This window comes from Streptomyces europaeiscabiei (assembly GCF_001550375.1).
Lineage (GTDB): Bacteria > Actinomycetota > Actinomycetes > Streptomycetales > Streptomycetaceae > Streptomyces > Streptomyces europaeiscabiei.
Window position 1 is genome coordinate 1 of record NZ_LRTR01000466.1, and the last position, 20,880, is coordinate 20,880.

The following is a 20,880-nucleotide window of genomic DNA, read 5'->3' on the forward strand; positions in this document are numbered from 1 at the left end:
CGTCGGCGCCGGCGTCGGCGCCGGACGGCTCGGCGGCGACCAGGAGGCCGTACAGCTCCTCGACGCGCGTGGCGGCCAGGGCGCTTGGGCCGTGGGCGAGCAGGACCGAGCCCGCGATGATCAGCGCGGCGCCGGGGACCGTGCAGGAGGCCAGGTAGGGGAGCTGCCGTTCGGCGAAGCGCTCGCCGGAGACGCCGTACCAGCCGATGACGCACAGCACCGCGCCGCCGGCGAGCGCGGCCCAGCCGGCCCAGAGGACGGGGTGCACGGTCCGCAGTCGGGCTGTCCGCATCGGGGCTCCCACACGTCGTGTGTCTGTCCATCCCAGCCGATGGCTTGCACTATGCCTTCTGCAAGCTGACCCTGAAAGAACCGGGCGCGAGCCGCCCGGACCGACACCCGGTGGTGAGCCAGATGGTTCTCGGGAGCGACCTCAGGCGGGCGAACGGACGGCGGGGCCGCGGCCCACGGGCGGCGGGACGGGGTACGGCCCTGGCGGCCGCCCTCGTCCTCCTCCTCGCCCCGGCCCTCGCGGCGTGCAGTGACGACAGCGGTGGCGGCGGCGACACGGCGCCGCCCACGCCGTCGGTGGAACGGACGACCGGCGAGCCCGGCGAGGCGACCGTGTCCGTGAGCGGGCCCGCGGACACGGCGGCGGCCGAGAAGCAGATCAAGAAGAACTGGAAGACGTTCTTCGACCCGGCCACCTCCACCAAGGAGAAACAGGCCGTGCTGGAGAACGGTGACGAGATGGGTCCGGTCCTCGCGGCGTTCAGCGGTGACGAACGCGGCGGACAGGTGGAGGCCGAGGTCCAGAAGGTCGCGTTCACCTCGGCCACCGACGCCGACGTGACGTACACCCTGCTCCTGGAGGGCGCCACGGCCCTGCCGGACGCGGCGGGCACGGCCGTCGAACAGGACGGCACCTGGAAGGTCTCCGTCAAGACGCTGTGCGGGCTGGTCGCGCTGAGCGGCAATGCGACACCGGGCCCGGGCTGCTGAGACGGCTGCCGCAGGCCTGCTGCTCCTGCTGGCGACGGCCTGCGGGAGCCGGCTTCCGGAGAGCGACTTCGAGGGACGGAGGGCCACCACGGCACCGGCGAGTGCCGAGCCGATGCGCGTCGGGATCATCACCAGCGTCACCAGCCCCGTCGGCGGTACCGCGTTCACCGGGCCGCGCGACGGGGCGAAGGCCTACTTCGCCGCGCTCAACGCGCGCGGCGGCATCGACGGCCGCCGCGTCGAGGTGCGGGAGTGCGACGACGGCGGCAGCGGCGTCGGCAACAACGAGTGCGTGCACCGACTCGTGGAGGAGGACGAGGTGGTGGCGCTCGTCGCCACCACCGCCCTCGACTACGCGGGCGCCTCCCGTGTCGCACGCGCACGCGTGCCCGACATCGGCGGCCAGCCCATCGGCCCGGCGTACGACACGTACCCGTACCTGTACAGCGTCTACGGCAGCCTCGCGCCCCGCAGCGGCACGACCGGCTGGGACGGGAAGCAGTACGGCGGCACCGAGGTCTACCGCTACTTCAAGCGTGTGCACGGCGCCCGTACCGCCGCCGTGGTCTCGTACAACCAGTCCGCGTCGGCCGCGTACGCCCGCCTGGTCGTGCAGGGGCTGAAGGCCGAGGGGTACGAGGTGGTCACCGAGCAGGTCGACTTCGCGCTGCCCAACTTCCGCGCGGTCGCCGCCGACATCAGGGAACAGGGCGTCGACCTGGTCTTCGACGCCATCGACGGCCACGGCAACGCCCGGCTCTGCGAGGCGATGGACGAGGCGGGCGTCGAACTCACCGCCAAGGTCACCAACGTGCAGAACTGGACCTCCACGGTCGCCGAGGACTACAAGGACGCCCCGCGCTGCCGCAACGCCCTGTGGGCCACCGGCTCCAGCCGCAACCACGCGGACGACGGCGACGAGGCCGTACGGGAGTTCCGGGACGCGACGAAGAGTCTGAAGACGCACTCCCAGTGGCAGTTGGAGGGCTGGGCGGCCGCCATGTGGTTCACGGACGCGGCGCGCCGTTGCGCGGGGAGCCGGGAAGGCGTCACGCGCGCGTGTGTCGACCGGTTCATGAACCGCGACGAGCCCTACAGCGCCGACGGACTGCTCGTGCCCGTCCGCTTCGAGCGGCTCACCGAACCCCCGAGGACGCGGCGGACGTGTGTGTCGGTGGCCCGCTGGCAGGACGGTGAGGGGTGGGTGGGCCAGGGGGACATGAACGACACCTGTTTCGACGTTCCACAACTGCCTTACCGGCCCTGATGCGTTTCGAAGCGAACAAGTTCCCTCTTTCGGCTATCGATCGGGCATCCGTTCCAAAACAAGTTGATGATGCTGTCCAACCATTCCCGGGGATGCCGGGTCTAACGGTGTGGTGGTGGACCAGCACCGCCATTGACGGATGACCGGCGAAATCAACGGATGACCAGGGAAATCAGGGGGCTCGGGGGACGCATGCACATTTCTTTCCTCATACACAACGCGTACGGCATCGGGGGAACGATCCGCACGACGTACAACCTGGCGAACACCCTGGCCGAACAGCACGACGTGGAGATCGTCTCCGTCTTCCGCCATCGTGACGAGCCGGTCTTCGACGTCGACCCGAGGGTTCGGCTGCGGGGCCTCGTCGACATCAGGGAGGGCGGCGCCGACAAGGGCCACGCCGACCTGGAGCGCCCCGCCAGGGTCTTCCCGCGCGCCGAGGGCCGCTACGCCCAGTACAGCGCCATGACCGACCGGCGTATCGCCGAGCATCTCTCCTCGGTCGACGCCGACGTTTTGGTCGGGACCCGCCCCGGACTGAACGTGCACATGGCCCGGCAGACCCGCCGCGGGCCGGTCCGCGTCGGCCAGGAGCACCTCACGCTGGACAGCCACTCCCCGGCCCTGCGCGCGACCCTGCGCGGCGTCTACCCGAGGCTCGACGCGCTCACCACGACCACCGAGGCCGACGCGCGCGCGTACGGCTCGAAGATGCGGCTGCCCGGCGTCCGCCTGCAGGCGGTGCCCAACCCGGTGCCCGAGCCGGGCATCGACCCGGCCGACGGCTCCGGCAAGTGGGTCGTCGCCGCCGGGCGGCTCGCGCCCGTGAAGCGCTACGACCTGCTCATCAAGGCTTTCGACAAGGTGCGCGAAGAGCGGCCCGACTGGCGGCTGAGGATCTACGGCGGCGGCAAGCAGAAGGACAAACTCCGCGGCCTCGTCGACAAGTTGGGCCTCTACAACCACGTGTATCTGATGGGCCCCGCGACCCCGATCGAGCCCGAGTGGGCCAAGGGCTCCATCGCCGCCGTCACCTCCAGCCTGGAGTCGTTCGGCATGACGATCGTCGAGGCCATGCGCTGCGGTCTGCCGGTGGTCTCCACCAACTGCCCGCACGGCCCCGGCGAGATCATCGACGACGGCGTCGACGGCCGCCTGGTCAAGGTGGGCAACGTCAAGGCCATCGCCGACGGTCTGCTGGAGCTCATCAACGACGACGACAAGCGGCAGCGGATGGCGCACGCCGCGCTCCAGGACTCCGAGCGCTTCGACCCGTCCCGCATCGCCGAGCGCTACGAGACGCTCTTCGGCGACCTCGCCGCCCGTGGCGGAGGCTCGTCGGTGGGCCGGCTACGAGGCTCACTGCACCGTACCCGTGGCGTTCTGCTCGGCGGAGCGTACGCCGTTCGGGATGCCGGACGTTCCGCCATCAAGAAGGGGCGCACCGCATGATGACGCTGGCTCCGCAGCAGCCCACGCACCGCGACGACCAGGAGGACAGGGCCACGCCCCCGCGCGCAGACTGCGTCGCCGACTTCGCCGGTGGACTGACCTTCGAGGTCGCCGACCGCGGCGAGTCCGACACCGCCCACCTGGTCCTGGTCCGCCGTAACGGGGACCAGCGGGTGCGACTGCCGCTCACCCCGGCCGGCAGAGGCCGTCTGAGGGCCGCGCTGCCGACCAGCGTGGACGTCCCCGAAGGCTACTGGGACGTCTACCTCCAGGTGGCCGACGACGAGCCGCGACGCCTGTCTCCCGGCGTCAACGACCTGCGCTCCCTAGTCGACCGCGCCCCCACCCCCTCCGCCTCCCGGATCGTCGTCCGCATCCCGTACGGCACCAAGCACGGCAACCTCACCATCCGCAGCTGGGAGCGCTCCCCTCACGCCGAGGCCGGCGAACTCCACCTCGGCGACGGCCGGCTGGAGGTGACCGTCCAGCTGTACGGCGCCGAGCCCACGCCCGACGCGTACGCCGAGTTCACCGACCAGAACGGGGTGCTACCCGCCGTACGGGCCACTCTCGCCCCGGACGACGACCGGGGCGGCCTCCGCTTCACCGTCGCCTACGGCGACCTGCGGCCCGGTCACTGGGACCTGTGGCTGCGCCCCCGAGGAGAGGGCGGTCCGCGGGTGCGGGTCGCGCGGCTGCTCGACGACATCGTCGACAAGCACCCTGTCTTCGTCTATCCCAGGATCCGTGCCGAGGCCGAGCAGGGCCCGGTGGAGGGTGAGCCGTACTACACGGCCCACAACGATCTGTCCGTCACGGTCGTCGCCGTGAGCTGACCGATCTGACCGATCTGACCGATCTGGCCGGAGCCACCGAGCCGAGCGGAGCCGGCGAGCCGAGCCGACGTCGGCGGTCGAGGACACACCCTGTCCGCGACCGCTGACACACTCGCCCCCATGTTGGAGACATCGGCACGGCTGCTACGACTGCTCTCGCTCCTGCAGGCCCACCGCGAATGGTCCGGCGCGGACCTGGCCGACCGGCTCGGCGTCACCGCGCGCACGGTCCGCCGCGACGTGGACCGGCTGCGTGAGCTGGGCTATCCCGTCAATGCCAGCCCCGGCACGGGTGGCGGCTACCAGCTCGGCGCCGGGGCCGAACTGCCGCCGCTGCTCCTCGACGACGAGGAGGCGGTCGCGGTGGCCGTCGGGCTGCGCTCGGCCGCCGGGCAGGGCATCGACGGCATCGGCGAGTCCTCCGTACGCGCCCTCGCCAAGCTCGAACAGGTACTGCCGAACCGACTGCGCCGCAGGGTGGGCGCCCTGAACGCCTTCACCGTGCCGCTGCTGCGCGGCCCCCAGCTCTCCGCGGTCGACCCGGCGGTGCTCACCGAACTCGCGAACGCCTGCCGGGACGCCGAGCGGCTGCGCTTCGACTACCGCGACCACGGCGGCACCGCCACCCGCCGTACCGTCGAGCCGCACCGCCTGGTGTGCACCGAACGCCGCTGGTACCTGGTCGCCTGGGACGTCGACCGCGCCGACTGGCGCACCTTCCGCGTGGACCGGGTCACGCCCAGGCCGCCGCACGGCCCGCGCTTCGTCCCCCGCGAGCCACCGGCCGAGGATCTCGCCGCGTACGTCTCCCAAGGCGTCTCCACGCGCGTGTACGCCTCGCACGCCGTCGTACGGCTGCTGGTGCCCCTCCACGAGGCCGCCGAACGGATCTCGCCCTCGGCGGGCACCCTGGAGGCCCACGACGAGCACAGCTGTCTGCTGCGCACCGGGGCCGCGAGCCTCGATGTGATGGCCATTCACGTGATGATGACCGGCGTCGACTTCGAGGTCGTCGAACCGGCGGAGCTGACCGGGGCGATCAGGACCCTTCGGGACCGCCTGTCGGCCGCTCTTGACCGAAGCGGGGATGCGGCGTCCTGTCCTGGCCCTTCCGGGTCTGGGGCGGTGTGATCGCCGCGAACCTCGGATGGTGCAGGTCGAACGCCGGGGCCTCGGAGCGGACCGGGGGCAGCGTCACGAAGTTGTGGCGCGGTGGCGGACACGAGGTCGCCCACTCCAGCGACCGGCCGTAGCCCCACGGGTCGTCGACGTCGACCCGCACGCCGTACCGGGACGTCCTCCAGACGTTGTAGAGGAACGGAAGCGTGGACATGCCCAGCAGGAACGAGCCGATCGTCGAGACCGTGTTGAGGGCCGTGAAGCCGTCGGCGGCCAGATAGTCCGCGTACCGCCTCGGCATGCCCTCGGCGCCCAGCCAGTGCTGCACCAGGAACGTGGTGTGGAAGCCGACGAAGAGCGTCCAGAACTGGATCTTGCCGAGCCGTTCGTCGAGCATCCTCCCGGTGAACTTCGGCCACCAGAAGAAGAACCCCGCGAAGGTGGCGAAGACGACCGTGCCGAAGACGACGTAGTGGAAGTGCGCCACCACGAAGTACGAGTCGGTGACATGGAAGTCCATCGGCGGCGACGCCAGGATCACCCCCGTCAGACCGCCGAACAGGAACGACACCAGGAAGCCGGTCGCCCACAGCATCGGCGTCTCGAACGACAGCGAGCCCTTCAGCATCGTGCCCGTCCAGTTGAAGAACTTCACCCCCGTCGGCACGGCGATCAGGAAGCTCATGAACGAGAAGAACGGCAGCAGCACCGCGCCCGTGGCGAACATGTGGTGCGCCCACACCACCACCGACAGTCCGGTGATCGCCATGGTCGCCCCGACCAGCGTCAGATAGCCGAAGACCGGCTTGCGGCTGAAGACCGGGATGATCTCCGTGATGATCCCGAAGAAGGGGAGGGCGATGATGTAGACCTCCGGGTGCCCGAAGAACCAGAACAGGTGCTGCCACAGCAGCGCGCCACCGTTGGCCGCGTCGAACACCTGCGAGCCGAACCGCCGGTCCGCCTCCAGGACCAGCAGCGCCGCGGCGAGCACCGGGAACGCCATCAGGATCAGGATCGACGTGAACAGCGTGTTCCAGGTGAAGATCGGCATCCGGAACATCGTCATACCGGGGGCGCGCATCCCGATGATCGTGGTCAGGAAGTTCACCGCGCCGAGGATCGTTCCGAAGCCGGCGAGCGCGAGCCCCATGATCCACATGTCGGCCCCGATCCCCGGCGACCGCTCCAGGCTGTTCAGCGGCGCGTAGGCGAACCACCCGAAGTCGGCGGGCCCCGACGGCACCAGCAGCGAGCCCATCACGATCAGCCCGCCGAACAGGAACAGCCAGTACGACAACATGTTCAGCCGGGGGAAGGCGACATCGGGCGCGCCGATCTGCAACGGCATGATCTCGTTGGCGAACCCGGCGAAGGTCGGCGTCGCGAACAGCAGCAGCATGATCGTGCCATGCAGCGTGAACAGCTGGTTGAACTGCTCGTGGTCCACGATCTGGGTGCCCGGCCGGGCCAGTTCGGCGCGCATCACCAGCGCCATCAGGCCGGCCGCCAGGAAGAACAGGAACGACGTGACCAGGTAGAGATGGCCGATCTTCTTGTGGTCCGTCGTGGTCAGCCAGTCGACCACCAGCCGCCCCGGCGCCTTCGCCCGTACGGGTCGTGCCGGCGCCTGTACGGTCTCGGTCCCCATCGCTCGCCCCTTCGCTGCCGCGTCCTGGGCCCGTGCCGCACGCCATGATGCTCGCGCCCCGGTCGCCCCGACAGGGGACGTACGGGGAAAGTGTGCGGGAACCGTGTATTTCCCATGAGGTGGGGGCTTCGGGAGCCGTCCGGGAATCAGTGGGAAAAGGCTGGACATGCACCGGACACACTTGGTCCCGGACATGCTTTCCGACGGGCTATTCGCGATGGTGCCGAAGTGGCCGGGAATTACGTTCGGCAGCGCGCGGAAGGCGTAAGGAACCGCTCGTACGTGTGACTGGGTTGGGCCGAAACGCGTGTCGTGGTTCTGTGACAGAAGCGTGACTGCGGGAGGACAGCGGGCCTCCGGCCGCCTACCGTGGCGGTCATGGCACCCATCCCCACCCCGTCCGAAGAGCCCCGGGACGACCCCGACGCGTACGTCGGACTGGAGGCGCCGAACGCCGAGCGTCGAGCCGCGGAACGCGGCTGGTCCACCGTCAGAAAGCTGCCGCCGGGCGCGATCATCACCATGGAGTACCGCTTCGGCCGGCTCAACCTGGAGGTCGAGGACGGCCGGGTGAGGCGCGCCTGGAAGGGCTGAGAGCAGGCGTCGTCAGGTCCAGGACAGGTGAAGGCCCGGCTCTCGGAGAGCCGGGCCTTCACCGTGCGGGGCATGGGTGGTGCGTACCGGCCCCGCTGTCTCGTGTCAGCCGCCCGCGACCGGCCGGGCCGAGGTCGCGTTGTGCGCGACCCGGTCCGCGTGAGGCGGTCGCCGGGGGCCGGTCGGGGTGACCGGGGCCCTCTCCGACCTGGTCAGATGAGGTCCGGGGGACAGATGCAGCGGCACGATCGGGGAGTGTGCGGCGCGGGCCGCGATGCCGGTCTCCCGGACGGTCGCGGGCTCCTCGGCGGACCCCCGCAGCGAGGCCGTGCCCACCGCGGCGGGCGCCGACACCGGTGCCGACACGGGTGCCGGCGCGGGCGCCGCCACCGGCGCCGTACGGCGGTCGCGCCAGGTGTCCCGCAGCGAGAAGAGCCAGGCCTCGGCGCGGGCGATCAGCGGCTCGAACCAGGGCAGGGCCAGCATGATCAGCAGACCGGCGGCCCAGCCCAGCAGGACGTCGCTCAACCAGTGCGTACCGAGGTAGACCGTGGTGAGACCGACGCCGAGCGAGATCACGGCGGACAGTGCGGACAGCCAGCGTCTGGCCCTCGGCGTCGACGCCAGATAGGCCAGGATGCCCCAGGTCACCACGGCGTTGGCGGTGTGTCCCGAAGGAAATATGTCGCCGCCCAGCCACATCTCGTTGGCGCCGATCTCGGTGGCGTAGTGCGGGCCGAGCCGCCCCATGCCGATCTTGGCGGCGCCGACCGTGATGTTCAGCAGCAGCAGCGAGACACCGAGGGCGAGCATCGGGCGCAGGGTGTGCTGTCTCCAGGAGCGCCAGCCCAGCCACGCGGCGACCATCACGGCGGTGGGGCCGCGCTGGCCCAGGACGACGTAGTAGTCCAGGAAGGCGTGGATCTGCTGCCACTGCTGGTACGGCCGGAAGAACATGATCTGCCAGTCGAGCCGGACCAGCCACGAGGTGATCACGACGGCCCACACGATGGCCACGTAGAAGGCCAGGGTGGAGCCGAGGAGCACCACCCGGTGCCGGGTCATGACCGGCACATCGATGTGGGCCGGTCGTTCCGGCTCACGGTCCAGCCTGGAGAAGACCCGGTCCAGACGGGTCGGCTTTAGTTCGGTACGCACCCAATCGACGTTACAGCGAGTGAGCTCCGGCGCGGCGTGAATCACCGGCTTTGTGATGACGCCGTGATGTGGGATTGCTCTCATATTGATGTTTATTTCTGCTGAATGACGAACCGTTGCGCCACTCGGCCTTCAATTCCATGGCCTAATGCTGAGCAGCCGTTTTGCGGCCCTTTTGAATTCGTTCACCGAATGCTTGCGTGGAATTACCCGTTCGCTCGCTGCCCGTCGCGGGCCGGTCAGGGCGGACCCGAACCATTCAGCCAGAACGCCCCGTAGGCCGCCGACGCCACCCCGACCGCGCCGACGATCGTCGCTGACCTGGGTGTACGCGCTCCGGCGAGCGCCCGGGCGAGGGGCAGCAGCAGCGGGAAGGCGGGCATCAGCAGCCGGGGCTTCGAGCCGAAGTAGCTCGACGCGCACAGGGCCAGCGCGGTGACGACCCCCGCGTAGACCAGCAACGGCAGCGGCTGCCCCTGCCGTACGCACACCACGTACAGCCAGATGATCAACGCCACTCCGATGATCAGGCCGACACCCGCCAGGGCCGACGGGAACGACGTGAACTTGTCGGCGACGAAACGCGCGAAGGCGTAGCCGCCGTCGAAGCCGTTGCGCCAGCCCGCCTGGACGTCGAGGTATCCGAGCGGCCCCTTGCCCGTGCGGTGGCCGACCCATAGGACGTAACCGGCGGCACCCAGGGGTGCGAGGAGCATCCCGAGGGCGCGCGGCCAGAGGCGAGCGCTGTTCGATGCCCCCGCGCTCCGGTTCCGTACCGACGGGGGAGCGGGTGCGTGTCGCCGTTCCCGCAGGTACGACGCGATCGCCGCCGCCCAGACCGCCGCGACCACCGCGAGCCCCACCGGGCGGGTCAGGCCGGTCAGGGCGGCCAGGGCGCCCGCCGTCACCCAGCGGCCGGTCAGGACGGCGTACAGCGACCAGGCGGCCAACGCGGTGAACAGCGACTCCGTGTACGCCATCGACTGCACGATCCCGACGGGCAGCACGGCCCACAGCAGCACCGCGCACACGCCGACCCGGCGCCCGTACACGTGGTCGGCGACCGCGAAGATCCCCCAGGCCGCGGCGAGGGAGGCGAGCGTGCCGACGACGAGACCGGCATGGGCGTACGGCAGCGGGGTCACCGCCGACACCGCCCGCTCCAGCCAGGGGAGCAGCGGGAAGAAGGCCAGGTTCGAGTGGACGTCGCCGTTCGGCAGACGCACCTCGTAGCCGTAACCGAGTTCGGCGACGCGGGTGTACCAGAGCGAGTCCCAGCGGGCCGACAGCAGCGTCAGGGCGCTCTTGTCGCGCGCCGCGCTCCACCCGGCCAGGGCGACGAGGCCCAGGGCGCGCACGGCGGCGTACCCGAGGAGTGCGGGGGCGGCCCGTCTCAGGACAGGCGGCGCCGGGCGCGTAGCAAGGTCGGTCACGCGCTCGATTATCGGCGGAGTCAGGAACCGGCCGGGACGCGGTCACGTGGTGGTCCGTGATGGACGGTGACGGACGGACCACGGACGAGTGATGAAGGAGTCATGGAGGACCGGTGGACGGCCCGGGGCGTGGTGTATGCCACACGTCACATGAGGGTTCCATGAGACACCCGCCACTCTTCACCGGCCGGGACTCGCGTACGCTGTCGGCTCGCTCGCCTTTCGTTGCGCGGGTCCGGGACGCCGCTCCTCCCGGGCCGTGGCCGCCGGGGAGTCCCCACCCCGTTGGTACCGCCGAACGCGAGAGCATCTGGGAGGTACGTACATGTCCGGGACGCCCACGGCCGCTGTGCGACGCCGCCGGGAGGCCGGGGCCGGTGCCAACCGCTGGGTCGTCCTCGTCGTCCTGTGCGTCAGCCTGCTGCTCGTCGCCGTCGACGCCACCGTGCTGCACGTGGCGGTGCCCGCAGTCACCGAGGACATCAAGCCGAGCGGCATGGAGCTGCTCTGGATCGTCGATGTCTACCCGCTGGTCTGCGCCTCGCTGCTGATCCTCTTCGGCACCCTCGGCGACCGGGTCGGCCGCAGACGGATCCTCCTTCTCGGATACGCCCTCTTCGGTGTCGCCTCCGGCCTCGCGGCCTGCGCGGACAACCCGCAGATCCTGATCGCCGCCCGCGCCCTGCTCGGTGTCGGCGGCGCGATGATCATGCCCGCGACGCTGTCGATCCTGCGCCAGGTCTTCCCCGACCGGCGGGAGCGGGCGCTCGCCATCGGCATCTGGAGCGCGGTCGCAGCGGTGGGCGCGGCCGTCGGACCGCTGCTCGGCGGGTTCCTGCTGGAGCACTTCTGGTGGGGCTCGGTCTTCCTGGTCAACATCCCGCTGATGCTCGTCGGTCTGCCGATCGGACGGCTGCTGCTGCCCGAGTCGACGGGCGACCGCGACGGCCCCTGGGACGTGGTCGGCGCCCTGATGGCGGCCGTCGGCCTCTTCGGCGTCGTCTTCGCCGTGAAGCGGCTCGGCGGCGGACACCCGCCGTTCGACCCGGGCACCGCCCTCGCGCTCGTCGTCGGCGCAGGGCTGCTGATCGCGTTCGTGCGACGGCAGCGGCGCAGGACGCATCCACTGGTCGACCTGCGGATGTTCGCGCGCCCCGCGTTCAGCACATCCGTCGGCTGCATCGTCCTCGCGATGCTCGCGCTGGTGGGGCTGGAGCTGATCGCCGCGCAGTATCTGCAGCTGGTCCTCGGGCTGTCCCCCCTGGAGACGGGGCTGCGACTGCTGCCGCTGACCATCGCCGCCATGGCGGCCGGGCTCGTCGGCTCCCACCTGCTGCACCGCTTCGGGCCACGCCGCATGGTCTGCCTCGGCTTCTGCCTCACCGCCTTCGCGGTCGTCCTGCTGACGGCCATGGGGCGCCACGACAACGCGGGGCTGCTGCTCGCCGGGTTCGTCCTGCTGGGCTTCGGACTGGAGACGACCCTCTTCGGTGCGTACGAGTCGATGCTGAGCGAGGCGCCGGCGTCCTCGGCGGGCGGGGCGGCGGCGATCGGTGAGACGTCGTACCAACTGGGCGCCGGTATCGGGATCGCGCTCCTCGGGAGCGTGATGAACGCGGCGTACGCGCCGGGGCTGTCGTCCGTGCCGGGGGTTCCCGGCTCGGCCTCCGACGCCGCCGGGCACTCGCTCGGCGAGGCGTACGAAGTCGCCGACCGGTTGGGCGGGCCCTCGGGGGAGGCGCTGCGGCACGCAGCCCGGGACTCGTTCGTCCACGGGCTGCATGTGACGCTGCTGGTGAGTGCGGCGCTCCTCGTGCTGGGCGCGGTGATGGCCCTGCGGCTGCCTCGGGGGATGGAGTGCGGGGCGTCCGCGGAGGTGCCGGGGCCGCGGGGGACCAAGGCGCCGACGCCCGTGCGTGCGGAGTCGATGCGCTGAGCCGTGTGGGGCGGCCAGGGCCCCTCACAGGGCGCAGGGGAACCGTGCAATCAGCCTTGGACGGCCCGCGCGGTGGGTACGGTGGTTAGCGTCGCTAGTTTTATGAGCCGGAGGTACCCCGCATGAGCTTCGACCCCACCGATTTCCTCGGTCTCGACGATCTGCTCGACCCCGAGGATCTCGCCGTGCGGGACACCGTGCGGAGTTGGGCGGCGGATCGTGTGTTGCCGCGTGTCGCCGAGTGGTACGAGCAGGGGGAGCTGCCCGAGATCAGGGAGTTGGCCCGGGAACTGGGGGCGATCGGGGCACTGGGGATGTCGCTCCAGGGGTATGGGTGCGCGGGGGCCAGCGCCGTGCAGTACGGGCTCGCCTGTCTGGAGCTGGAGGCCGCGGACTCGGGGATCCGGTCGCTGGTGTCGGTGCAGGGCTCGCTCGCCATGTACGCGATCCACCGGTTCGGGAGTGAGGAGCAGAAGCAGGCGTGGCTGCCGCGCATGGCCTCCGGTGAGGTCATCGGGTGCTTCGGGCTCACCGAGCCCGACCACGGCTCCGACCCGGCGTCCATGCGTACGTACGCCAAGCGGGACGGCGGTGACTGGGTCCTGAACGGGCGGAAGATGTGGATCACGAACGGGTCCGTCGCCGGGGTCGCCGTGGTGTGGGCGCAGACCGAGGAGGGCGTCCGGGGCTTCGTCGTGCCCACGGACACCGCCGGGTTCTCCGCGCCGGAGATCAAGCACAAGTGGTCCCTGCGCGCCTCTGTCACCAGTGAACTCGTCCTGGACGACATGCGGTTGCCCGAAGACGCCGTACTTTCGGAGGTCAAGGGGCTGAAAGGGCCGCTGAGTTGTCTCTCGCATGCCCGCTACGGAATCGTGTGGGGCTCGATGGGTGCCGCACGGGCGTGTTTCGAGGCGGCCGTCGAATACGCAAGGACGCGGGAGCAGTTCGGGAAGCCGATCGGCGGATTTCAGCTCACCCAGGCCAAACTCGCCGACATGGCGGTCGAGTTGCACAAAGGGATTCTGCTCGCCCACCATCTGGGGCGGCGGATGGACGCGGGACGGCTCCGTCCCGAGCAGATCAGTTTCGGCAAGCTGAACAACGTACGAGAGGCGATCGAGATCTGCCGTACCGCACGCACGATTCTCGGCGCGAACGGAATCTCCCTCGAGTACCCGGTGATGCGGCACGCGACGAACCTGGAGTCCGTGCTCACCTACGAGGGCACCGTCGAAATGCACCAACTGGTGCTGGGCAAGGCGCTCACCGGTCTTGACGCCTTCCGGTGAGCCGCGTCGTACGACCGCGCACCGCAAGGACGGCCGGCGAGCGGCCCTGCCTCAGCTCTGGTTGAAGAAACCGTCGACCGGACGGCTCACGACCTCGCCGCTGACGATCTCCGTGTCGGCCGGGGTCAGCAGGAACACGCGGTTGGACACCCGCTCGATCGAGCCGCGCAGACCGAAGATCAGGCCGGCCGCGAAGTCGACGACACGCTTGGCGTCTCCGGGCTCCATGTTCGTGAGGTTCATGATGACCGGGACGCCGTCCCGGAAGAGTTCGCCGATGTGCCGGGCGTCACGGAAGCTGTCCGGCGTGACCGTGCCGATCCGGCGGCCGTGGTCCTGCACGGACTCGGCCGCGACCTTGACGCGAGGGTCGGTGACCCAGGCCTCGCCGGAGCCGGACTCCCGCTCATCGGCGTAGTCGTCGTCGTAGTAACGCTCGTCGTCGTTGTCGTCGACGAGGCCAAGCCAGGCACTCGCCTTGCGCACCGATCCCATGGACGCCTCCTCTCGCAGCGGTCTTTCGTGCTTTCCGCATCCCTATCGTCGTCCATGATGCGGATGTCTCGCCAAGTGGATAGACGCCGCACGGGGGTTTCGTGACGGTACTGGTGCAGAACGAATTCGTCGAGAGTCCATGTGCCCCAAGGGCTCCGCTGTACACACCTGCTGACAGGGAGTGAAATAATATTGTTCGCGGCGTTTGGGTGAGCCCAGGTCCGTCCGGGTGAACGTTCCGGCGGCTACGATGCGGCCACGCCGACGAGCGGGCGGAGACTCGGGGAGACACGGGGGAGTGTCGTGTTCGGAATAGTGAGGCCCTGCAGCCACCGGCTCGGCGAAGGGCTGCGGACGCAATGGATGGCGCATCTGTGCGGGCTCTGCCTCGCGCTGCGCGGAGACCACGGGCAGTTCGCCCGAATCGTCACCAATTATGACGGTCTGCTGGTCTCCGTTCTGACGGAGGCTCAGGCCGAGCGCACCACCGACTGGCGGCGCACCGCCGGACCCTGTCCGCTGCGCGGGATGCGCACCGCCTCCGTCGCGCAGGGCGAGGGCGCGCGGCTCGCCGCCGCCGTCTCGCTGGTGCTCGCCTCGGCCAAGGTGCGTGACCATGTGGCCGATGGGGACGGAGTGCTCGCGCGCAAGCCGGTGGCGCGCGCCGCGCGCCGGATCGCGACGAACTGGGGGCGCGCGGGGGCGCGTACCGGATCGGACATCGGGTTCGACACGGCGGTATTGGTCGACGCCGTGGACCGGCAGATCGGCATCGAGGCGCTCGCCGGGCCGGGCACCCCGCTGCTGACGGTCACCGAGCCGACCGAGACGGCGACGGCGGCGGCCTTCGCGCACACCGCGATCCTGGCCGGACGGCCGGGCAACGCCGAACCGCTCGCCGAGGCCGGACGCCTTTTCGGACGGCTCGCCCATCTGCTGGACGCGGTGGAGGACCGGGCCGCCGACGCCGCCGCGGGCGCGTGGAACCCGCTGACCGCCACGGGTACCCCTCTCGCCGAGGCCCGGCGGCTCGCCGACGACGCCCTGCACGGCATCCGGCTCGCCCTGCGGGAGGCCGACTTCGTGGACGGCGGGCTGGCCCATCTGCTGCTCGTGCACGAGTTGCGCAGGTCGGTGGACCGGGCGTTCGGGGCGGTGCCGGTGTGTTCGGCGCATCAGCGGGGCGGGGCGCCGGTGCCGGGCAATCCGTATGCCGGGGACGGCGGGAATCCCCACGCGGGCGGCGCCGGTGATCCCTATGCCGGCGGCGGTGGGAATCCGTTCGGCAGCGGTGGCGGAGGGTATGGCGGGGGCGGTGGCTTCGGTGGGGTGCCGTCGCCGCAGCCGCCGAGGCGGCGGGGGTTCTGGGCGGGGTGCGGGATGTTCACGCTGCTGTGCTGCACCTGCCAGTTGTGCTGCGCGAAGGAGTACGAGGGCCCCTGGTCCCGGAAGAAGCGCGAGGGCTGCTGCCGGGACTGTGACTGTGACTGCTGCGAGTCGTGCGAGTGCTGCGGTTGCGACTGCTGAGACGGCAGCCGGGCGGGATCGAGGAATGAGGAACGGGCAACGCGAGGGGAGGGGTGCGCGTGTGAAGGCCAAGGGGGAGAACGCGAACGGCGCCCCTCGGAGACCGGGGCGCGCAGTGGGGTCGGGTCAGCTCAACAGGACGAGGACCACACGCGACCGAAGTCGATGTGGGAGCGGGTGACCAGCCACTGCTGCGAATGCATGGGGTCAAGTGGAACAGGCATCCGATTGTGCGTCAACCGGCTTGAGACGTAGCGCTCACAGTTCGGACAACCTTGACAGTGAGGGCAAAGACCGCCGTACTCTCGGCACAGACCGCTGCTGAGGGGCTCGGTCGCCCGCGTCCATCTCCATGGACGCGCTCCGTGTGAAGGCACCGTGTTCGACTCGGACATCACGGAGCCTTTCGCATGCCGTCTGCCTCTTCCTCCCACTCCTCCACGCTTGCCTCGCGGCCGTCCCTGGTGATCGTCGGCTCCGGGCCACGCGGTACCGGACTGATCGAGCGGATCGCCGCCAACGCCGGTGAATCGTATGCGGGGGCGTGCTTCGACATCCATCTCGTCGATCCTCATCCGCCGGGTGCCGGGCGTATCTGGCGGGCGGACCAGTCGCCGCTGCTGTGGATGAACTCGCAGGCCGAGGACGTCACCATGTTCACCGACGAGACGGTGCGGATGGACGGGCCCGTACGGGAGGGCCCCACCCTGCACGAGTGGGCGGGGCTCGACGGGCGGGTCTTCCCGGACCGGCGCATACAGGGCGAGTATCTGCGCTGGGTGCACGAGAGTGCCGTGGCCGATCTGCCCGAGGGGGTCACGGTTCACCATCACCCGCGGCGGGCGCTGCGGATCGGCGGACCGGGCGAAGGACGTCAGCAGGTGTGGCTGGAGGGGCGCCCGCGTCCGCTCCTCGCGGACCTCGTCGTTCTCGCGCTCGGCCATCTGGACGCCGAACTCGACGACGAGCAGCAGCGATTGGCCGAGTACGCCCGCGTCCATGGGCTCGTCCACATGCCGCCGGACTTCACCGCCGACAGCGACCTGTCGCTGCTGGTCCCCGGCGAACCGGTGCTCGTACGGGGCTTCGGGCTCGCCTTCGTCGACCTCATGGTGCTGCTGACGGAGGGGCGCGGCGGGCGGTACGAGGAGCACGAGGGAGACGCTGACGGGGAGCTGACGTATCACGCGTCCGGGCGGGAGCCCGTGCTGCATGTCGGGTCGCGGCGCGGGGTGCCGTACCACTCGAAGATCGGGTACGACCTGGAGGGGGAACGGCCGCCGCTGCCGAGGTTCTTCGGGCCGGCCGAGGTCGACGAACTGCTGGGGCGGGGAGCCGGGTTCGACTTCCGGGGTGATGTGTGGCCGTTGGTGGAGAAGGAGCTGGGGTTCGCGCACTACCACCGGCTGTTCACGGCCCATCCCGAGCGGACGGCCATGGCCTGGGCCGACTTCGAGGAGAAGTACGCGGCGGCGGATGCGCGGGAGCGGGCGGTGCTGGTGGCGTCGGCGGTGCCGGACGCGGCCGACCGGCTGGACCTGACCGCGCTGGACCGCCCGTTGGAGGGGGTGCGGTACGGGTCGCACGCGGAGTTCCAGGACGGGCTGCGCGGCTATGTCGAGGCCGACCTGGCACGTCGTCACGACCGTGCCTTCAGCGCCGACCTGGGGGTCTTCTTCGGGCTGTTGTCCGTCTACGGGCAGCTGATCCGGCTCGGTGACGTCGGGTCCTGGTGGCACGGGTTCTTCAGCTATCTCGCCTCCGGTCCGCCCGGTCCCCGGCTGCGGCAGATGCTCGCCCTGTCGCGGGCCGGCGTCCTGAAGTTCGTCGGGGCGGACATGCGAGTGGCTGCCGAGGGCGGGGTGTTCCGGGCGTCCAGTGTCACCGTGCCCGGGGGGTCCGTCGAGGCGAGGGCGCTGGTCGAGGCGCGGTTGCCGGAGCCGACGGTGGCGCGCGTTCGCGACGGGCTGCTGCGCGAGCTGTACGACGACGGGGGAGTCGTCGAGACGGCGGAGGGGCTGGTCGCCGTCGACCCCACGGACGGACGGGTGCTGGACCGGGCCGGGCGCCCCCACCCTCGGCGCTTCGCGCTCGGGCCCTACACGAACAGCCGTACGCCGGGGGCCTTCACCCGGCCGCGTACGGGTGGCCCCGCCTTCCGGCAGAACGACGCGACGGCTCGGGCCGTACTCGCGTTCCTGCGTGACCTGGGGTGCCGCGCGGCAGCGTGAGAGGTGGACCGGCGGAGGTCGCGGCGTCGGTGACCACCGGGCAGCGATGTCGTGGCGGGTCGCCGTCGCGGCGGGGACGAAGGGCGGAGTGGTGGAAGGGGCCCGGTGGTGCAGGGAGGGGCGGTGATGCGGGGAGGGCGGATGCGGAGGTGGCCGGCTGGGCGAGGAGGGCCCGTCCGAGAGGTGCGTGTGGCTTTCGGTGGCTCGCGTCGTCGTGCGGAGAGGCGTCCCCGGGACGTGTGGAGAGGCGCCCTCAGGGGCGCGTGGTCGGAGTGGAGAGAGGTCGGTCGGTATGGGGTCGTCGTACGGTCGGGGGCGGTTGCACCTGGCCGCAGCCATTGATCAGCGTGCGGTGTGTGACGTGGGGGCGTTCGTCGAGCTCGCCCGGCTCGCGGAGCGGGGGGCGTTGGATTTCGTGACGCTCGGGGATCCTTCCGGGCGGCCGGGGCCGGACGCGTCGGCGGTGTTGGCACGGGTGGCGCCGGAGACGGGGCGGGTCGGGCTGGTGCCGACCGTGACGACGACGCATACCGAGCCGTCCCGTGTGCGGGCGGCTGTGGCGACGCTCGACCGGGTGAGCCGGGGGCGGGCCGGGTGGTGGATCGAGGTACCGGGCACGGAGGAGGAGACCCGGCTGTTCGGACGGCGGCCTGCCGCGCCCGGCGACGTGCCGTGGCGGGAGGCCGGTGAAGTGGCCGACGTGGCCGCCCGGTTGCGGAACGGCCGGACGGACGACGCCGAGGTCCGTGATGCCGGGACCGGACGGTTCGTCGACCGGGAGAAGATGCACCACGTCGACTTCGAGGGTGTCGAGGGCGCCGGGTTCTCCGTCCGGGAGCCCCCGATCGTGTCCCGGTCGCCGCAGGGGTGTCCCGTGGGGGTCGTCGACGCGACCGAAAGGGAGAGCCGTGGGACCGCCGCCCGGTACGCGGATGTGGCCCTCCTGCGGGTCGCCGCCCCGGCCCACGCCGACGCCGTACGGACGGAACTGCGGGAGGCGGCGGCCGGGTTCGGGCGGGATCCCGATGAGCTGAGGGTCCTGGTGAGTCTCAGAGTGGATCTCGGCGGCGGTGAACACGCGGCCGAGCCCGGGCACGGTGGGGGAGGTCCGCGGCAGACCGCGGACGGCCCGCTGTACCGGGGCGGACCCGTCGACCTCGCCGAGCTGATCACCGCCTGGCACCGGGCCGGGGCCGCCGACGGCTTCCACCTCGTCCCCGTCGAGCCGCGCCGTGACCTGGAACGGCTCGTCAACGGGACGGTGGCGCTGCTCCAGCACCGCGGGCTGTTCCGCACCTTCTACCCGGGCAGCACGCTCCGCGAGCACCTGGGCCTCGCCCGGCCCGCCGACCGGCACGCCGTGACAGGGAGAACGGCAGGGGGTGCGGCAGGGAGAGCGTCCTGACCGAACGGAGTACCGGGGCCCGACGCCGTGCTCACATCTCGGACCGCCCGGCCCCGGGTGGCGGGATCGAACGGCTGAACGGCCCAACGCATGACTTCCGGACACCCCCAAGCGGTGGATCCGCGTACTCCGACCGGGCGCCTCGGAGGGTGTCCTCCGTCGCGGCCGACCATGATGGTGCTCGACGCTCCCGGGCCCTGCGGCCTGCTCCGACGACCCGTCAGCCGGTCCCGCCGGGAGCCGTTCAGGATTCACACAGAACCCGCACATATGGCCTGGCGAGATCAACTGGAGTGGAGGGCGCGCCGGTTGGGACTCCGAGAGGCCGAAAGGCACCCTTGCGTGGGTCGGCGGTACGGCCGAATACTTCCCCCCAGCGCCTTGTCAGGGGCACGGCGTGTCCGGAATCCGGACCGATGTCCCTGATCTGCGCCTCACGGGCCCCGACCCCACGCGGGCCCCCGACTTCCCTTTGGAGGGAACGAACAGTGAGGATCAAGCGCACCACCCCCCGCAGCGGCATAGCGAGACGGACCCGACTGGTCGCGGTGACCACCGGACTCGTGGCCGCAGCCGCTGTCACGGTTCCCACCGCCAACGCGGCAGGCACCCAGACGTTCAGCGCATCCGAGCTGAAGAGCGCCAGCTCATCGGTGCTCAAGGCCGACATCCCGGGCACCGCCTGGGCGATCGACCCGGCGACGGACAAGCTCGTCGTCACCATCGACAGCACCGTCTCCCAGGGCGAGCTCGCGCAGATCAAGGAGGCGGCGGGCGAGAACGCCGGCGCCCTGACGATCAAGCGGACCCCGGGCAAGTTCAACAAGTTGATCAAGGGCGGCGACGCCATCTATGCGAGTAGCTGGCGCTGCTCCCTCGGCTTCAACGTCCGCAGCGGGAGCACGTACTACTTCGTGACCGCCGGTCACTGCACCGACGGTGCGGGCACCTGGTACTCCAACTCCGGCCGCACCACGGTCCTCGGCCCGACCACCGGGTCGAGCTTCCCGACCAACGACTACGGCATCGTGCGCTACAGCAACACGTCCATCGCCAAGGACGGCACCGCGGGCAGCGTGGACATCACCAGCGCCGCCACCCCGAGCGTGGGCACCAACGTCATCCGCACCGGATCCACCACCGGTACCCGTACCGGACGTGTGACCGCCCTCAACGCGACCGTGAACTACGGTGGCGGCGACATCGTCTACGGCATGATCCAGACCACGGTCTGTGCCGAGCCCGGCGACTCCGGCGGCCCGCTCTACGGCAGCAACGGCGTGGCGTACGGTCTGACCTCCGGCGGCAGCGGCAACTGCACCTCCGGCGGCACGACCTTCTTCCAGCCGGTCACCGAGGCCCTCAGCGCGTACGGCGTCAGCGTCTACTAGGCCGAACGGGAACCGGCGCACTTCCCCCCGGCGCCGGCCCCACCCAGCTGCAGTCGGCAGCAGGCGAGCCCCCGCACAGATGATGTGC

16 protein-coding genes and 1 pseudogene are annotated in these 20,880 nt (G+C 70.8%); 12 read left to right on the forward strand and 5 right to left on the reverse strand.

Translation table 11 applies throughout. The features are described 5' to 3' along the window. Positions 1 to 292, reverse strand: a pseudogene (locus AWZ10_RS22605) (hypothetical protein); the annotation flags it as partial. A gap of 122 nt (positions 293 to 414) precedes the next feature. Between AWZ10_RS22605 and AWZ10_RS22610 the strand changes: the two are divergent. The 5 genes from AWZ10_RS22610 to AWZ10_RS22630 all read left to right on the forward strand — a co-directional run bounded on the left by AWZ10_RS22610 (position 415) and on the right by AWZ10_RS22630 (position 5,691). Next, the gene (locus tag AWZ10_RS22610; RefSeq protein WP_240439452.1) at positions 415 to 1,002 is read left to right on the forward strand and encodes an MTB12 C-terminal domain-containing protein; all 588 of its coding nucleotides are present in this window, start codon (positions 415 to 417) and stop codon (positions 1,000 to 1,002) included. Continuing rightward, entirely contained in the window at positions 977 to 2,269 is a 1,293-nt protein-coding gene (locus AWZ10_RS22615) for an ABC transporter substrate-binding protein (RefSeq protein ID WP_060891912.1), read from the forward strand. The genes AWZ10_RS22610 and AWZ10_RS22615 overlap by 26 nt, the downstream gene beginning before the upstream one ends. A gap of 192 nt (positions 2,270 to 2,461) precedes the next feature. Then, positions 2,462 to 3,724 (forward strand): glycosyltransferase family 4 protein, encoded by a 1,263-nt coding sequence (locus AWZ10_RS22620; RefSeq protein ID WP_060891913.1) that lies wholly within the window; start codon positions 2,462 to 2,464, stop codon positions 3,722 to 3,724. Continuing rightward, positions 3,721 to 4,560, forward strand: coding sequence for a hypothetical protein (locus AWZ10_RS22625; protein WP_060891914.1), 840 nt, complete (start codon positions 3,721 to 3,723; stop codon positions 4,558 to 4,560). The genes AWZ10_RS22620 and AWZ10_RS22625 overlap by 4 nt, the downstream gene beginning before the upstream one ends. Before the next feature lie 120 nt (positions 4,561 to 4,680). Further along, positions 4,681 to 5,691, forward strand: a complete 1,011-nt coding sequence (locus tag AWZ10_RS22630; RefSeq protein ID WP_046705805.1) for a helix-turn-helix transcriptional regulator — start codon at positions 4,681 to 4,683, stop codon at positions 5,689 to 5,691. On the opposite strand, the gene ctaD is transcribed toward AWZ10_RS22630, so the two are convergent. Continuing rightward, entirely contained in the window at positions 5,600 to 7,330 is a 1,731-nt protein-coding gene (ctaD, locus tag AWZ10_RS22635; protein WP_046705806.1) for an aa3-type cytochrome oxidase subunit I, read from the reverse strand. The genes AWZ10_RS22630 and ctaD overlap by 92 nt on opposite strands. Before the next feature lie 378 nt (positions 7,331 to 7,708). On the opposite strand from ctaD, the gene AWZ10_RS22640 reads away from it, so the two are divergent. After that, a complete protein-coding gene (locus tag AWZ10_RS22640) occupies positions 7,709 to 7,924 on the forward strand; it encodes an I78 family peptidase inhibitor (protein WP_037702328.1) in 216 nt (71 codons plus the stop codon). Between the two features lie 105 nt (positions 7,925 to 8,029). On the opposite strand, the gene AWZ10_RS22645 is transcribed toward AWZ10_RS22640, so the two are convergent. Both AWZ10_RS22645 and AWZ10_RS22650 read right to left on the reverse strand, forming a co-directional pair. Then, positions 8,030 to 9,082 (reverse strand): phosphatase PAP2 family protein, encoded by a 1,053-nt coding sequence (locus tag AWZ10_RS22645; protein WP_046705807.1) that lies wholly within the window; start codon positions 9,080 to 9,082, stop codon positions 8,030 to 8,032. 239 nt (positions 9,083 to 9,321) lie between these two features. Then, the gene (locus AWZ10_RS22650) at positions 9,322 to 10,515 is read right to left on the reverse strand and encodes a glycosyltransferase family protein (protein WP_046705808.1); all 1,194 of its coding nucleotides are present in this window, start codon (positions 10,513 to 10,515) and stop codon (positions 9,322 to 9,324) included. A 325-nt stretch (positions 10,516 to 10,840) separates the two neighbouring features. Here AWZ10_RS22650 and AWZ10_RS22655 point away from each other — a divergent pair, with 325 nt between their 5' ends. Together AWZ10_RS22655 and AWZ10_RS22660 are read left to right on the forward strand one after the other, a co-directional pair. Beyond that, positions 10,841 to 12,451 (forward strand): MFS transporter, encoded by a 1,611-nt coding sequence (locus AWZ10_RS22655; RefSeq protein WP_046705809.1) that lies wholly within the window; start codon positions 10,841 to 10,843, stop codon positions 12,449 to 12,451. A gap of 122 nt (positions 12,452 to 12,573) precedes the next feature. Continuing rightward, complete coding sequence (locus AWZ10_RS22660) at positions 12,574 to 13,743, forward strand: acyl-CoA dehydrogenase family protein (RefSeq protein ID WP_060891915.1); 1,170 nt, start codon at positions 12,574 to 12,576, stop codon at positions 13,741 to 13,743. A 51-nt stretch (positions 13,744 to 13,794) separates the two neighbouring features. Here AWZ10_RS22660 and AWZ10_RS22665 read toward each other — a convergent pair whose 3' ends face one another. After that, on the reverse strand, positions 13,795 to 14,238 hold the full coding sequence (locus AWZ10_RS22665) for a cell division protein SepF (protein WP_037702072.1): 444 nt from the start codon (positions 14,236 to 14,238) through the stop codon (positions 13,795 to 13,797). Between the two features lie 303 nt (positions 14,239 to 14,541). On the opposite strand from AWZ10_RS22665, the gene AWZ10_RS22670 reads away from it, so the two are divergent. From AWZ10_RS22670 to AWZ10_RS22685, 4 genes are all read left to right on the forward strand, one after another. After that, a complete protein-coding gene (locus AWZ10_RS22670) occupies positions 14,542 to 15,765 on the forward strand; it encodes a DUF5685 family protein (RefSeq protein WP_079076857.1) in 1,224 nt (407 codons plus the stop codon). Between the two features lie 410 nt (positions 15,766 to 16,175). Then, complete coding sequence (locus AWZ10_RS22675) at positions 16,176 to 17,996, forward strand: FAD/NAD(P)-binding protein (protein WP_060891916.1); 1,821 nt, start codon at positions 16,176 to 16,178, stop codon at positions 17,994 to 17,996. 292 nt (positions 17,997 to 18,288) lie between these two features. Next, positions 18,289 to 19,401 (forward strand): LLM class flavin-dependent oxidoreductase, encoded by a 1,113-nt coding sequence (locus AWZ10_RS22680; protein ID WP_060891917.1) that lies wholly within the window; start codon positions 18,289 to 18,291, stop codon positions 19,399 to 19,401. A gap of 488 nt (positions 19,402 to 19,889) precedes the next feature. Next, the gene (locus AWZ10_RS22685) at positions 19,890 to 20,792 is read left to right on the forward strand and encodes a S1 family peptidase (RefSeq protein ID WP_037702068.1); all 903 of its coding nucleotides are present in this window, start codon (positions 19,890 to 19,892) and stop codon (positions 20,790 to 20,792) included. Positions 20,793 to 20,880 lie beyond the last annotated feature (88 nt).

Excerpts from the sequence above, each read along its gene's own strand:
- ctaD (WP_046705806.1), bottom strand. The coding sequence starts at position 7,330 with ATGGGGACCGAGACCGTACAGGCGCCGGCACGACCCGTACGGGCGAAG.
- AWZ10_RS22640 (WP_037702328.1), top strand. The coding sequence starts at position 7,709 with ATGGCACCCATCCCCACCCCGTCCGAAGAGCCCCGGGACGACCCCGAC.
- AWZ10_RS22610 (WP_240439452.1), top strand. The coding sequence starts at position 415 with ATGGTTCTCGGGAGCGACCTCAGGCGGGCGAACGGACGGCGGGGCCGC.
- AWZ10_RS22680 (WP_060891917.1), top strand. The coding sequence starts at position 18,289 with ATGGGGTCGTCGTACGGTCGGGGGCGGTTGCACCTGGCCGCAGCCATT.
- AWZ10_RS22665 (WP_037702072.1), bottom strand. The coding sequence starts at position 14,238 with ATGGGATCGGTGCGCAAGGCGAGTGCCTGGCTTGGCCTCGTCGACGAC.
- AWZ10_RS22660 (WP_060891915.1), top strand. The coding sequence starts at position 12,574 with ATGAGCTTCGACCCCACCGATTTCCTCGGTCTCGACGATCTGCTCGAC.
- AWZ10_RS22625 (WP_060891914.1), top strand. The coding sequence starts at position 3,721 with ATGATGACGCTGGCTCCGCAGCAGCCCACGCACCGCGACGACCAGGAG.
- AWZ10_RS22630 (WP_046705805.1), top strand. The coding sequence starts at position 4,681 with ATGTTGGAGACATCGGCACGGCTGCTACGACTGCTCTCGCTCCTGCAG.
- AWZ10_RS22615 (WP_060891912.1), top strand. The coding sequence starts at position 977 with ATGCGACACCGGGCCCGGGCTGCTGAGACGGCTGCCGCAGGCCTGCTG.
- AWZ10_RS22655 (WP_046705809.1), top strand. The coding sequence starts at position 10,841 with ATGTCCGGGACGCCCACGGCCGCTGTGCGACGCCGCCGGGAGGCCGGG.
- AWZ10_RS22675 (WP_060891916.1), top strand. The coding sequence starts at position 16,176 with ATGCCGTCTGCCTCTTCCTCCCACTCCTCCACGCTTGCCTCGCGGCCG.
- AWZ10_RS22620 (WP_060891913.1), top strand. The coding sequence starts at position 2,462 with ATGCACATTTCTTTCCTCATACACAACGCGTACGGCATCGGGGGAACG.